Below are 13734 nucleotides of genomic sequence, written 5' to 3' on the forward strand. Positions count from 1 at the left end.
TCCGGCCGCCTCTCTCGTGGTTATCCGGCCTGGAAGAAGGCGCCCTTGAGGTAGTCGTGCACGGCGTCCTCGGAGACCCGGAACGAACGACCTACCCGGACTGCGGGCAGCTCACCGGAGTGCACCAACCGGTACACGGTCATCTTGGACACGCGCATGGCCGTGGCGACTTCGGCCACGGTCAGGAACTTCACCTCAGCGAGCGGCTGCTCACCACCGGACTTCTTTGATGCCATTTGCGCACCGCACTTCCAGCACGGATCGTGCGCCGGCTTCCCCTCCGGCACCTCCGTCCGTGCATATACCGAGGGTAGTGGCTGTTGGTGCGAATGGGAAAGAGGGGGACTCGTGTGACTCGATCCGGCGCCGGATTCAGTACGTCGGATCGAGGCCGAGGAGCGGAAAACTGACGTCCCGGGTCGCCTTGATCGAGCGGTCCAGCCAGCTGCCGGGGTTGTAGCCGCTCGACCAGTCGACGTACTCCGGGTCGCGGCCGTCGGTCATCCGCAGCGGCGCGACCCGGCCGAACCGGATCTGCACCTCCTCGCGCCACGCCTCCGGCACCGGGGTCTGCGGGTCGACCGGCTTCCCGGCGACGATCGCCAGCAGGTGGCTCCAGGCGCGCGGGACGACGTCGATGATCGCGTAGCCGCCACCGCCGGTCGCGACCCACTTCCCGCCGGTCAGCTCGTGGGCCAGGTCGTGCAGGGCCAGGTACGCCGCCCGCTGGCCGTCGACCGTCTTGGTCAGATGGGCCAGCGGGTCCTCGACGTGGGAGTCGCAGCCGTGCTGAGTGACCAGGATCGACGGCCGGAACGCGCGCAGCACGTCGGGCACGATCGCATGGAAGGCCCGCAGCCACCCGGCGTCCCCGGTCCCGGGCGGGAGCGGGATGTTGACCGCAAAGCCTTCGGCCCCGGGCCCACCGGTCTCGCCGGCGCTCCCGGTCCCCGGGAAGAGCGTGGTCGGCGACTCGTGCAGGCTCACGGTCAGCACCCGCGGGTCGTTGTAGAAGACCTCCTGGACGCCGTCGCCGTGATGGACGTCGACGTCGACGTACGCGACCCGCTCGGCGCCGTTGTCGAGCAGCCACTGGATGGCGATCGCCGGGTCGTTGTAGACGCAGAACCCGGAGGCCCGGTCGGGCATCGCGTGGTGCAGACCGCCCGCCACGTTCGCCGCGTGCAGCACCTCGCCCTGCCAGACCGAGCGCGCGGCCTCGACGCTGGCGCCCGCGATCCGCGCGCTCACGTCGTGCATCCCCGGGAAGCAGTAGGTGTCGTCCGTCCCCAGCCCGTGCCGCTCGTCCGGGACGTCGGGGTTCGCCCCGGCCCGCCGGACCGCCTCGACGTACTCCGCCGTGTGCACCGTCCGCAGCAGGTCGTCGTCGGCCACCGGCGCCGGCACGACCGTCAGCTGGTCCAGGATGCCGAGCTCACGCGCCAGCCGGATCGTCAGCTGCACCCGGATCGGGCTCATCGGATGCCCGCGCCCGAAGTCGTACGCCGTCAGCCCGTCGTCGTAGACCAGTTTCGCCTCACCGCTCATGCTCCCGACCTTAACGCGCCGAGTTCCTTCGGGGTCGGTCGAAAGGATTGCCGGTCCCCGGCGGCCAGCTCACGATCGGGTGGAATCCCCGCCCGATCGTGAGGAGATATCTGATGCGTGCGCTCGTTCGCGCCCTGCCCGCGCTGCTCGGCGTGGCCGCCCTGATCGGCACCGCCGTCACGGCCGATTCCGGCGCCCGGTCCGCTGCCGCCGCCGGGCCCGCCGTCCCGATCAACCGGGCGACGCCGACCAAGATCATGCCGCTCGGCGACTCGAACACCGGCGGCGCGGACGCGCCCGGCGCGGCGTACCGGGCGGACCTGTACCAATTGCTGCGGGCCGACAACCGGCCGGTGGATTTCGTCGGCTCGCTGGCCAGCGGCCCGGCCGGCCTCACCGATCGCGACCACGAGGGGCACGGCGGCTGGACGATCGGCCAGATCCAGGACAACGTGGTCGGCTGGCTGAACACCTACCGGCCGGACGTGATCACGCTCCAGATCGGCACCAACGACATGTACGACGACGCCGGGGCGGGCGCGGCGCCGGGCAAACTCTCGGCACTTGTCGACACGATCACCGCGACGCTGCCGGAGACCCGGGTCTTCGTGACCTCGATCCCGGTCCTGCAGGACCCGGCCCACCACGCCCGGGTCGCGGCCTTCAACTACACGATCCCCGGGATGGTCGCGGCGAAGGTTGCCGCCGGCAAGAAGGTCGACTACGTCGACGCGAACTCCGGCCTCTTCCACCCCTACGACTTCCTGGAGATGTGGCACCCGAACTACGGCGCCGCCTCGAAGGCCGCCGTCCGCTGGTACGCCGCCCTGACCGGGCAGCAGGTCACCCGCCTGGAGGCCGAGCAGACCGCGAACGCCGTGATCAGCGGCGCGCCCACCCGGCGGACGCAGATCATCTCGGCGTCCGGCGGCGGCAAGGTCGGCTACATCGACCTGCCGGACAGCTTCGTCAAGTTCACCTTCGAGGTCGGTGCCGCGGGCAACTACCGGATCCGGGCCCGGGGCGCGAACGGGATGGGCACCGACTGCACGCACAAGGTGAGCGCGAACGGCGGTCCCCAGCAGACCATGCTCTACAAGTCGTACGGCTGGGACCTGCTCGGGACGTCGAAGGTCGACCTGCCGCTGGTCGCGGGGAAGAACACGGTCACCTTCCTGAAGGGTGAGTGCTACACCGAGCTGGACGCGATCGACATCAGCCTGGTGCCGACCGCCTAGAGGGTCTGGGCCATCAACGTCAGCGGGCGCGTCGAGTCGTAGAAGGTGTCGACGCGCCCGGTCGATTCGAAGCCGGCCCGGCGGTAGAAGGCCGCGGCGCGCGGGGCGGCGTCGTACACCCAGAGCAGCAGCCGCTTGTACTGCTGCTCCCGGGACCAGATCAGCAGCGCGCTCGTCAGCTCGTCGGCAACGCCGGCGCCGCGGAACTCCGGATCGACCCACATGGACAGCATCAGCGCGGCGTCCGGATCGCGCTCGTCGGGCCCCGCCGGGACGCCGAGCACCATCCCGGCCGGGCTGTCGCCGGACTCGGCGAGCAGCGTCACCTTGTCGGCCGGCCGGAGCCGGGCCCGCCAGTCGGCCTCGGTGAGCGCGACCGATTCGCCGTATGTCTGGTAGAAGGACCCGGGCGCCTCGAGCAGGGCGCGCAACCGCACCGCGCGCAGGATTTCCCAGTCGTCCTCGGTCAGCCGCCGTACCGTCATGGCTTCATCCTGACAAAGCGGACCTGGGCCCGGTTCGGCGGGCGGCGCAACACCCCTCCCAGGCTGCGCCGGCCCGCCCGAGCGCTGGGTCAGCAGCGGGTCCAACGATCCGTTCATCGGTTCCGGACTGCAAAGCGTTACAGATTTTGCAGATCAGGTGCAGACCGATTGCTTTCCGTGAGCTACAGTCGAGATGTGAACACGAACTTGCAGCAGTGGTGGGCCGTCTAGGGCGGTCACCCGGCGTTCACACGCACCCAGAGGCCGTCTCCGCCGAGACGGCCTTTTTCGTGCGCTCGGTGGGGTCTCCCACTCACCGAAAGGCACTGACATGACCTCGCTGTCCGGCATCACCCCGTCCGGCCGCCTGACCCTCGGGAACCACCTGGGCGCGCTGCGCCGGTTCACCGACCCGGACGGGTTCTACTTCGTCGCGAACCTGCACGCGATGACCACCAAACACGATCCCAAGCGGCTCGCGGCGCTCACCCGCGAGTGCGCGACGCTGATGCTGGCCGCCGGGATCCCGCCGGGGACGGTCTTCGTCCAGTCCGACGTCCCGACGCACGCCCAGCTCGCCTACCTGCTGGAGTGCACGTCGTACGTCGGTGAGCTGTCCCGGATGATCCAGTACAAGGAGAAGGGCGGCCGCCCGATGACCCGGGCCTCGCTGTTCACCTACCCGTGCCTGATGGCCGCCGACATCCTGCTGTACGGCGCCGAACGCGTCCCGGTCGGCGGCGACCAGGACCAGCATGTCGAGCTGGCCCGCGACGTGGCGCTCCGGTTCAACCGCGAGTACGGCGAGACGTTCGTCGTCCCCCAGCTGCACAAGGCCGCGCTGGCGACCCGGATCAAGGACCTGGCCAACCCGACGGCCAAGATGAGCAAGTCCGACACGGACGACGCGGTCGGCACCATCCGGCTGCTCGACCCGCCGGACGTCATCCGCCGCCAGATCATGCGGGCGCGGACGGACTCCGGTAGCGAGATCCGCCACGACGAGGAGAACCAGCCCGGCGTGACCAACCTGCTGGAGATCCTGGCCGCGTGTACGGACGGCGATCCGGTCCAGCTGGCGGCGGCGTACACGTCGTACGGCGATCTGAAGCTGGACGTCGCGGACGCCGTCCTGGCCGTGGTCGAGCCGCTGCAGAAGGAGTACGCGCGGCTGGCGACCGATCCGGGCGCGATCGACCAGCTGCTGGCGCAGGGCCGCGATCGGGCGCTGGCGGCGAGCACTCCCCGGCTCCAGGCCGCGACCCGAGCCATGGGGTTGGCAGGCTGCGCCCCATGAAAGGCTGGATGCCATGAAGCTCCGCGCCGCCACCTTCAACCTCCGCAACTCCTCCGCTCCGGACGGCGACAACGCCTGGCCGGTCCGGAAACAGGCAGCGGTGGCGGCGATCGAGCTGCTGGACGCCGATGTGGTCGGGCTGCAGGAGGTGCTGCCCGACCAGCTCGACTACCTGCGGCTGCAGTTTCCGAAGTACCAAATCGTCGGTGTGGGCCGGGACGACGGTCAGAGCGCCGGCGAGCACGCAGCGATCATGGTCCGGTCCGGTGACTGGCGGATCGACCGGTTCGAGACCCGTTGGCTGTCCGACGACCCCGGGACGCCGGGATCGGTCGGCTGGGATGCGGACCTGACCCGGGTCGCCTCACTGGTCTGGCTGCGGCACCGCAACGGGACGACGGTCGGCGTCCTGAACACCCACTACGACCACGCCGGCCAGGTCGCCCAGCTGCAGTCGTCCCGGCTGGTGGCGAAATGGGTGGCCGGCGACCTGCCGTGGATCGTCATGGGCGACCTGAACGCGACGCCCGACTCCCCGCCGCTCAAGGCGCTGACCGACGCCGGACTGCGGTACGCCGTCCCGATCGAGGCCGGCGGCAGCTGGCACGACTTCACGGGCGCCGAGGACGACGAGCGGATCGACCACATCCTCGTCGGCCCTGCCTGGACGATCGTCGAGGCGGCCGTCTCACACTTCCGCCCGAACGGGCACCTGCCCAGCGACCACTGGCCCGTGATGGCCACGCTCAGCCTGTGAATCCGGTCTAGTCGCCGTTGGAAACCGGTCTCTCAGCACCCCGAAATGAGGTCTGATAGAGGCATGGACGCTGACGAGGAGCTCTGCTGGCGGGTTCTCGGCGCGTGGGAGGTCGGGACCGCCACGACCGAGCTGGCGCTCCCGCCCGGCCAGCCCCGGGTGATCCTCGCGGCGCTGCTGCTGTCGGTGAACCAGCCGGTCAGCATCGACGTCCTGGCCGATCAGGTCTGGCCCGAGCAGCCGCCAGCGCGGCCGCAGGGCACGCTGCACACTTACGTGTCCCGGCTGCGGCGGGTGCTCGGCGGCGATCGGATCGAGACCGACCTGGCCGGGTACCGGCTGCGCGCGGACGAGAGCCGGATCGACCTGTACAAGTTCCGTGCGCTGGTCGAGCAGGCGAGAGGCGCGGACGCTCCGGACGTGGAGCTGCAGCTGCTGCGGGCGGCGCTCGCGCTCTGGCGCGGCCGGCCGTTCGGCGACCTCACCTCGACCTGGCTGGACCGGGACGTCGTACCGCGGCTGACAGACGAGTGGTTCGCCGCGACCGAGCGCCGGATCGACCTGGAGCTCGCCGCCGGCCCACCGGGTGCGCTGGTCGCGGAGCTGACCGAGCTGACCCGGCAGTACCCGACGCGAGAGGCGCTGTGGTTCCGGCTGATCGACGCGCTCCGCCGGGCCGGCCGCCGCGCTGAGGCCCTGGACCGGTACCACCAGGTCCGCACGATCCTCCGCGACGAGTTCGGGATCGACCCAAGCGTGGAGCTCGACGATCTGTATCGCTCCATGCTCGACAGCGGCGTCCGGCGTCCGGAGCCGATCCGGCAGCTGCCGCACGACATCCGCACGTTCGTCGGCCGCGACGAGGAGCTGGCCGCGCTCGACGTCCTGGATCGTGAGCAAGTGCCGGACGACGCCACCCGGATCATCACCATCGACGGCGCGCCCGGCACCGGTAAGACGTCGCTCGCCGTGCACTGGGCGCATCGGAAGGCAGCCGAGTTCGAGGATGCGCAGCTCTATCTGAACCTGCGCGGCTACGGCGCCGGCGATCCGATCGGCCCGGCCGAGGCGGCGGCCGTACTGCTGCGCGCGCTCGGCGTCGCCGGGGAGCGGATCCCGGCCAAGGTCGAGGAGCGATCGGCGCTACTGCGCAGCACCCTCGCGGGCCGCCGCGTACTGCTACTCCTGGACAACGCGCGCGACGCGGAGCAGATCCGGCCGCTGCTGCCCGGATCGGGCAGCCTGGTCGTCGTCACCAGCCGCAACCAGCTGCGCAGCTTGGCGATCCGGGACGGCGCACGCCGGTTGACCCTGCAGCCGATGGCGCCCGAGCAGGCAGTCGAGTTGCTCGCGGCAACTATCGGCTCGGAGCGGGTGGCCGCTGAGCCGGATGCGAGCCGCGAGCTGATCCAGCTCTGCGATCGGCTCCCGCTGGCGCTGGCGATCGTGGCCGAGCGGGCCCAGCGGGCCGGGAGCCTGGCCGACGTCGTCCTCGCGCTCGGCGACGCCCAGGCCCGGCTGGCCCAGCTGGACGCCGGAGATCCGCAGTCCGATCTGTCGGCCGCGTTGTCCTGGTCGTACCGGGCGCTGCCTCCGGCGTCCGCTCTGATGTTCCGTCTGCTTGGTCTGCATCCGGGCGACGACATCGGGCTACCGGCCGCGGCTGCGCTCGCTGGGCTGCCAGCGGGGGCGGCGAGGGCCGCGCTCGACCACCTGGTCGCCGTCCACCTCGTCGTCCAGCGCCAGGCCAACCGATACGAGATGCACGACCTGATCCGGCTCTACGCGACCGAGCTCGCCGCCGACGAGCCGGACGCCGACGCGGCTCTCGACCGGCTGGTCGACTGGTATCTGCACACCGCGCTCAGCGCTGACACACGGCTGCAGCCGTTGCGGCTACGCGATTTCGCGGAGCTGCATCAGCCGCGGACGGCAGCGCCGGAGTTCGCCACGGTGCCCGAAGCCATTGCCTGGTTCGAGCGCGAGTACAACTGCTTGCGCGCGATCACCACCTGGTCGGCCGCGAACGGACGCTCGGCGTACGCCTGGCGGACAGTGCTCGCGATGGCGACGTTCCTGGACAACCGGATCACCTGGTCCGACGGCCTCGCCTTCTTCGAGCTGGCCGTCACCGCGGCCGGCGCCGACGACACTGCGCGCGGCTTCGCGCTGAACGCGATCGGCTGCTTCCATTTCGACCAGGACGACTGGCCAGGGACGGAGCGCTACCTCACCGAAGCCTTGACCTGTTTCGAAGCCGTCGGCCACAGCCGCGGCGAAGCGATGGTCCTCGGCAACCTAGCGATCGTCCTCGCCGAACTCGGCCGCCCCGAGATCGCCGTCGACCACAGCGAACGCGCCATCCGCCTCTGCCAGCAGAACGGCTACACCCGAGGCGTCGCCGTCAACCTCGACAACCGCGGCGTCGCCCTCGCCGCCACCGGCCGCTACCTAGAAGCCGTCGAAGCCCACCTAGAAGCCGACCGCCTCAACGCGGGCGACCTGGTAGCCGACGCCTACAACCAACAGAACCTCTCCCGCGCCTACGCCGCCCTGCACCGCCCCACCCCCGCCATCCGCGCCGCCTGCCGCTCCGTCCGCCTCTTCCGCCGCATCAACAACCGCCGCTGGGAAGCCGGAGCCCTCATAGACCTCGCCAAACCCCTCCTAGCCGCCCACCACCCCACCCTCGCCGCCACCACCCTCCACACCGCCCTCGCCATCCTCACCGACTTCGCCGACCCCCGAACCCCCGAAGTCCAAACCCTCCTCGCCGCGGCTACCGATCACCGATCTAGTGACCGGTAGCCGCGCCGGCTGTCAACAGCCCGCGTAGATATTCGCGCAGGGGTTGGGATCGCCGCCCTTCTGGAACTTAAACATGTACTCCGACGAGGATTCGCCGCGGCTCCCGTTGTAGGACAGGCCGCCCAGCTTGTCGCCGAGCCCGATGAACTTCTCCAAGCTCTTGAAGCGGCCGCCCAGCCCGAGCCCCGGCCCGACCCCGATGCCGACACTCCACGGCGGTTCCACACCCGGGTGATCCGGGTCGGGGTCGCTGCGCCCGACCTCGGCCGCGAGCGTCGCCGTACCGGCCTTGATGTCACCGCCCAGCGCGGTCTCCATTCCGCCCAGCGCCGGGACGTTCGCGTCGGCGACCTTCAGCCCGAAGGTCAGTCCCATCCCGAGCCCCGGGCCGGCGAACTTCTTCTCCCCGAGCGTGACGCCGATGCCTTCGCTGTCGATCATCACGCAGTTCTCCCGCGCGATCCCGACGAAGGCCTGGGCGCTCGCGCCGAAGCAGAATCCGAACGAGAACCCCTTCTCCGGCTTCGGCTTCTCCGGCGGCTCCCACTTCGCGACCGGGCCTTGGTGGCCGCGGCGGCAGTCGCCGAACTTGTTGCAGGACGGCTGTTTGGCGGCGGGGGCGCCACCCCGGTGACCGCGACGGCAATCGCCGTGCTTGTTACAGGACGGCTTGCTTTGATTGATTCGCTTGCCGTTCTTGTCGACGTCGGGGGTGACGCCTGGCTGGCCCTGCCATTTGTCTTCGCGGTAGTGGCCGATGTGATCGTCGGCGGAGCGGGCCAAGCCGGTGGGGTCGGCGGTGTTGATCGGGCCGTTGCCGGCGTACGAGTAGCCGTCGAGTTGCTGGGGGTCGCTGAGGACCATCAGCGGGTCGACCGAGAGGAAGCGGCCGGTGTCCTGGTCGTAGGTGCGGGCTCCTAGCTGGGTGAGGTTGGTGGTGGTGTCCTGGATGCCACCGACGAAGCCCTTGGTACCGGGGAAGTCGGGGGTTTCGCCGCGGGTGGCTCCGAAGGGGAGTTCGCGGCGGCGGGTGACCGCGTGGGTCTGCGCATTGATGGTGAGCCGCTGGGTGCCGTGGTGGTCGTTGGCCAGCCAGGACAGCCCTGCGGCCGTACGGACTGCCACGGTGGCGCCGGCGTGGTCGTAGTACCGGGTCGCAGTGAGCTTGCCGGCTTTGTCGAGGTGAAGCTCTTGGCCGCCCAGGTAGAGCGTGCTGCCCTTGGCGTCGCGACGGATCAGCCGGATGCCGTCGGCCGCGTAGACCGAGCTGCTGTCGTCGACCGTCTCGACCTTGTTGTCGTGGGTCCAGGTGAGGGTTTGGTCGCCTCGCTTCACTGTGTTGCCGTTGGCGTCGTAGCTGTAGTTGGTAGTGGAAGTGCCGGTGCTGATGGCAGTCACCGCGTGCGGCCGCGGCTGGCCCGTGGCCGGGTAGGTGTAGGTGCGGGTGCTGTCACCAGCAGCCGTGTGCTGCACCTCGGTACGGCGGTTGCCAGCCAGGTCGTAGCTGTAGCTGTGCCAGTACGGCGCAGGCCCCGAAAGCCCAGCTGTGGTTGGGTTTGCGTCACACCCACTGCCCGGCGTCCACGCCTCGGTGAGGCGCTGCACGTGGTCGAAGCGGTAGCACTGGACGTCGTCCGTCGTGTCCGGAGCGCTCTCGGTGATCGCAGTGATCGCACCGATTGGGTTGCGGGTGTATCTGGTGTCCGACTGCAGCGGCCGCGGCACTTCGGCGTCGACGACCGTTCGGTTCACCATGCGGGTGTTGTCGTCGTAGTACGTCGTCAGCCAAGCCCGCTTGCCGGTTTCACCGAGGTGGACGCGCTGCTGCTCGCCGTACTTGGTGTACTGCGTGTTCAGCACGTACTCCGCAGCGCCGTGTGTCTTGAGCGGCTGGCCGTTGTCGTCGTAGCTGTAGAAGACCGACTCCTCCGGCAGGTCACCTGCCTTCGGGTAGGTCTCGCTCTCCAGGCTGCCGTCGCTGTTGTAGGTCCGGGTGGACGTGTAGGTGCCCTTCAGCGCGCCTTCGTTGTCCGGCACGGTCACCGTTGTGCGGTGCGGCAGGTAGAGCGCCGTGTACGTCTTGACCCCGCTCACGTACGCGTTGCCCTTGCTGTCGTATCGGGTCGCAGTGGCCAGCATCCCCTTGGCCACAGTGTCGTACGTCCACTCAGCCAGCTTGCGCCCGGACAGCGTCTCGGCTGTCGTGCGACCGAGGTCGTCGTACGTGAAGGCGACGGTCTGCTCCCGGGCATCGGTCCGGCTGATGACTCGGTTCGCGTTGTCGTACTGCGCAGTGCTGACTCCGCGGTCCGGATCCTTTGCAGTGGTCCTTCGGCCGCGCAGGTCGTAGGTGTATTCCCAGCGGTTGCCGGCTGCGTCTGTTACTGCGGCGAGTTGGTTGGCTGGGGTGTGTTGGTACTTCGTGGTGTCGTGTGGGCCGGATGGGGTTGCGCCGCGGTACTGCCACAGTTCGGTGGTGCGGCCGCGGGCGTCGGTGATGGTTGTGGTGGCGGTGCTGCCGTCCGGTGGGTCGACGTGGACGCGGTCGCCGCCGTAGCGGGTGCTGGTGCGGAACTTCTCGGTCGGGCCGCCGTTGAAGATCGACTCGACGGTGCGGCCGGCGCCGTCGTACTCCGTTACGGTCAGGCCGGGGGCCTCGTTGTCGTTGGCGATCCAGAGGTTGGTGTCCAGCGCCGCGTCGTTGAAGAACGGCTGGGTGGACTTCCAGACCCGGCCCTGGGAGTCGTACCGGGTGTCGGTCAGCAGGCGGCCACCGCCGTCCGCTGGGGCCTGTACCTGGCGTGGGCGCAGCAGGCCGTCGTACAGGGTGTTCGTCGAGACGTAGTTGCCCTTCGGGTTCAGGCGCTCGGTGATGACGACGTTCGGCTTGTCGTTGCGCACCAGGTAGGTGTGCTTGACGTTGGGCGACTTCGGCTCGCTGCCGCCCCGCGGCCGGTTCGGCAACCAGACGGCGGTTACGCGCCCGAGAGCGTCGTACTGCGTCTCTGTCACCTTGTTGTTCGCGTCCGTGGCACTGATGGGGTTCCCGAACGCCGGGTCGACCACGGTGCTGCTCGCATGCCCCAGGGGGTTGGTCTGCACGATCTTGGTCGCCGGGCCGCCAGTCGCGGGTGTGTACGCCGTAGTGGTCGCTTTGCTCAGCGCATCCCGGCTTTCCGTCACTCGGCCGTACACGTCGTGCTTCGCTGTCCCGGTCATCGTGTAGACCGGCTCGGCCGGCGTCCGCTCGGACATCTCCTCGACCTTGGTCGCGGCACCGCGCACCGGCGGCTTGCCCGCCTCCTGGCCGTCGTACGACGTCCGTACGTCGGAGATCGCGTGCTGCGGGAAGGTCGGCATCAGCCCGCACTTCACGGCCACTGTCTCGACCCGCGTGGGCAGGTCCAGCAGCCAGGCCGAGGTGTTCCGCGCGTACGTCGTCTTCGTGCAGCGGTCGTCGCCCGGCTCGGCGACGTTGCCCTGATCGTCAACCTGGGTGGGCAACCCGCGATCGTCGTACGACGTGACGGACTTCGTGGTCTGCCAACCGCGGCCGCCGTCCAGCGCGACCAGGTTCCGCACAGTCCCGGCACCCACGAGGTACGCGTTGTGCTCGCCACGCGTCGCCGTCGGGCCTTGCCAGACCGGCTCGGTGATCGATTTGTCCACCACGGTGTCGGAATTGCCCAGGTAGGTGATGCTCTCGAGTCCGAAGCCGCGCAACCAGTCGTGGTCGGTGTGACTGCCACCTTCGGAGTCTGGCACCGCCACCGGCTTGCTGCCACCGGTCGGGGTAGCGCGGTCGCCGTTCATGCCGCGGAAGAAGCGGCGCTCGGTCAGCGTGACCGGGCCGGCCGGATCATTCGGCACACCGGTACGGATCTTCACCTTGCCGTAGCCGCGGTAGTCGTTCCAGGACTTCTTGTCCGGCGGTGTGAACTCGGACTGGTCGTAGTGCCAGGCAGCGCCGTCCAGATACTCGTAGCTGGTCTCCTGCTGCGGGTTGGCGCTGATCCGGTCGGACTGCACGACCTTCGCCACCACGTACTTGTGGAAGTAGTCGGTGCGCTCGGCGTAGTCCTTGTTCTTCTTCCAACGCGCTGGATAGCAGCGTTTGGTGTTCGACTCCGGGTTCGTCGGCCGCGCAGTGCAGTCCGGCGCCGCATAGGTCACCGACGTGACTCCCCCGGCCTCCGAAACGATGCCGGTCAGCCGGTAGCGCAGGATCGGCGACAGCGGCTCGGCCTGCGGCACCCGGTTCGCGTAGACGGCTCCCTCGAACACCACCGGCGGCAGTGCGATCGAGCCACCGACCAGTCCGGTGTGCTTGATGGATTTCAGCCACAGCGCGGCCTTGTCACCGTCACCGGGCTGCGGGAACTGCTGGTTCAGCTCCCAGCGATCGACATCGGTGTACGCCGAACCCCGCAGTACCTGCGTAGTCACCGTGGCAAGCCGCTTGGTGCTCCAGAACGTCGGTGCGTACTGGTCCTTGCAGGTGGCCGCCTCACAGCGCGCATCCAGCGGGACGTCCGGGAAGTTCTCCTTCTTGTCCAGCGTGCAGATGCTGCCCGGTACACACCGCTCAGCGGTGCCGAACAGCACCCGGCCGGTCGCCTGTCCGTTGACGGCGCTGTTCAGGCCGTAGTCGATCCGGTCCAGCCAGCCGGCCCGGTCGTAACCGACCGCGGCGTCCTTGAGGTTGCGGCCGTACGAGTTCGATTCCACCTGGTACTGCAACAGGATCTGATTGCCGAACGGGTCGACGATCTTGTCCAGGTTCCAGCGCCAGGCCTGCTTGCACCAGGACGCGTCGAACGTCGCCTTGTTACAGGGCTCACCGGTGTCGTCGCCGAAGACCGGAACGGTCCACGTCGACTTGGCCTCCGGACGGGAGCCGAAGAAGTACTGCGTTCCGTCGACGGTGGTGATCTTCCAGGACTCGCCGTTGTCGTCGCCGTTGCCGGCCGTGGTCAGGCGCTCGATCCGGGCGCCGTCGTCCTGCTTGGACCGCCAGCCGTTCGCACCGGCGATCAACATCCCACCGCCGCCCGGGTACGACGCGGTGGCGTTGTCACTGCGCCAGCACAGGTCGCCGACCTGCTGGCCCTTGTTCGAGCCTTCCTTGTCGTCAGAGCAGCCGCCGTAGGTGCGCTCGATGAAACCCAGGTCGAGGTCCCAGCCGTCGCCGATCCAGGACGGCTGGTTGTTGGTCGCGCTGGTTCGGCCGTCGACGCTCCCGGAGGAGTACGAGATGGACAGGGCCGGCTGCAGCCCGCCAGGCGCAGGCGGCACCCGCAACGGGTAGCTCCAGTTGAAATCGCCGGTGTGGGCCGAGACGTCCCAGTTCGCGGACGGCGCGAGCGGAGTGGCGCTCAGATTGCTGGAGCCGTCTTTGGCTGCGGGCTGACCCGGTTCCTGGTTGCCTTCCAGGGCGTCACTGGTCGCCGCGTCGGTGTCCCGTGGCGTGATCGATTGACCGGTCACCCCGACGGAGTTCGTCGTCGGCAGGTTCGGCGAGGACGGGCCGCCGGTAGCGGCTGCCATTCCCGGTGCCGGTCCGGCGAGTCCCGCTGCGACTACGAGCGAGGACACGAGGGC

At 69.3% G+C, this 13734-nt stretch carries 8 protein-coding genes; 4 read left to right on the top strand and 4 right to left on the bottom strand.

Annotated features, from left to right (window positions below):
* Positions 1-20: 20 nt before the first annotated feature.
* Positions 21-236 carry a helix-turn-helix domain-containing protein gene (locus ACZ6ZD_RS05165; RefSeq protein WP_012923942.1) on the bottom strand — a complete coding sequence of 72 codons (216 nt, stop codon included), beginning with the start codon at positions 234-236 and terminating at the stop codon, positions 21-23.
* Between the two features lie 136 nt (positions 237-372).
* Positions 373-1548, bottom strand: a complete 1176-nt coding sequence (locus ACZ6ZD_RS05170; RefSeq protein ID WP_465668508.1) for an acetoin utilization protein AcuC — start codon at positions 1546-1548, stop codon at positions 373-375.
* A 113-nt stretch (positions 1549-1661) separates the two neighbouring features.
* On the opposite strand from ACZ6ZD_RS05170, the gene ACZ6ZD_RS05175 reads away from it, so the two are divergent.
* Complete coding sequence (locus ACZ6ZD_RS05175; protein ID WP_465668510.1) at positions 1662-2786, top strand: GDSL-type esterase/lipase family protein; 1125 nt, start codon at positions 1662-1664, stop codon at positions 2784-2786.
* Here ACZ6ZD_RS05175 and ACZ6ZD_RS05180 read toward each other — a convergent pair.
* On the bottom strand, positions 2783-3271 hold the full coding sequence (locus tag ACZ6ZD_RS05180) for a GNAT family N-acetyltransferase (protein ID WP_465668512.1): 489 nt from the start codon (positions 3269-3271) through the stop codon (positions 2783-2785). The two genes, ACZ6ZD_RS05175 and ACZ6ZD_RS05180, sit on opposite strands and share 4 nt — an antisense overlap.
* A 331-nt stretch (positions 3272-3602) precedes the next feature.
* Here ACZ6ZD_RS05180 and trpS point away from each other — a divergent pair, with 331 nt between their 5' ends.
* The 3 genes from trpS to ACZ6ZD_RS05195 all read left to right on the top strand — a co-directional run bounded on the left by trpS (position 3603) and on the right by ACZ6ZD_RS05195 (position 8133).
* Positions 3603-4568 (top strand): tryptophan--tRNA ligase, encoded by a 966-nt coding sequence (trpS, locus tag ACZ6ZD_RS05185; protein ID WP_465668514.1) that lies wholly within the window; start codon positions 3603-3605, stop codon positions 4566-4568.
* Positions 4569-4581: 13 nt separating this feature from the next.
* Positions 4582-5325, top strand: a complete 744-nt coding sequence (locus ACZ6ZD_RS05190; protein WP_465668516.1) for an endonuclease/exonuclease/phosphatase family protein — start codon at positions 4582-4584, stop codon at positions 5323-5325.
* A 63-nt stretch (positions 5326-5388) separates the two neighbouring features.
* Positions 5389-8133, top strand: a complete 2745-nt coding sequence (locus ACZ6ZD_RS05195) for an AfsR/SARP family transcriptional regulator (RefSeq protein ID WP_465668518.1) — start codon at positions 5389-5391, stop codon at positions 8131-8133.
* Positions 8134-8145: 12 nt separating this feature from the next.
* Here the strand turns inward: ACZ6ZD_RS05195 and ACZ6ZD_RS05200 are convergent, their stop codons facing one another.
* The gene (locus ACZ6ZD_RS05200; protein ID WP_465668520.1) at positions 8146-13680 is read right to left on the bottom strand and encodes an RHS repeat-associated core domain-containing protein; all 5535 of its coding nucleotides are present in this window, start codon (positions 13678-13680) and stop codon (positions 8146-8148) included.
* Positions 13681-13734 lie beyond the last annotated feature (54 nt).

Source organism: Kribbella sp. NPDC104218, assembly GCF_055584105.1.

Excerpts from the sequence above, each read along its gene's own strand:
- ACZ6ZD_RS05165 (WP_012923942.1), bottom strand. The coding sequence starts at position 236 with ATGGCATCAAAGAAGTCCGGTGGTGAGCAGCCGCTCGCTGAGGTGAAG.
- ACZ6ZD_RS05170 (WP_465668508.1), bottom strand. The coding sequence starts at position 1,548 with ATGAGCGGTGAGGCGAAACTGGTCTACGACGACGGGCTGACGGCGTAC.
- ACZ6ZD_RS05175 (WP_465668510.1), top strand. The coding sequence starts at position 1,662 with ATGCGTGCGCTCGTTCGCGCCCTGCCCGCGCTGCTCGGCGTGGCCGCC.
- ACZ6ZD_RS05180 (WP_465668512.1), bottom strand. The coding sequence starts at position 3,271 with ATGACGGTACGGCGGCTGACCGAGGACGACTGGGAAATCCTGCGCGCG.
- trpS (WP_465668514.1), top strand. The coding sequence starts at position 3,603 with ATGACCTCGCTGTCCGGCATCACCCCGTCCGGCCGCCTGACCCTCGGG.
- ACZ6ZD_RS05190 (WP_465668516.1), top strand. The coding sequence starts at position 4,582 with ATGAAGCTCCGCGCCGCCACCTTCAACCTCCGCAACTCCTCCGCTCCG.
- ACZ6ZD_RS05195 (WP_465668518.1), top strand. The coding sequence starts at position 5,389 with ATGGACGCTGACGAGGAGCTCTGCTGGCGGGTTCTCGGCGCGTGGGAG.
- ACZ6ZD_RS05200 (WP_465668520.1), bottom strand. The coding sequence starts at position 13,680 with ATGGCAGCCGCTACCGGCGGCCCGTCCTCGCCGAACCTGCCGACGACG.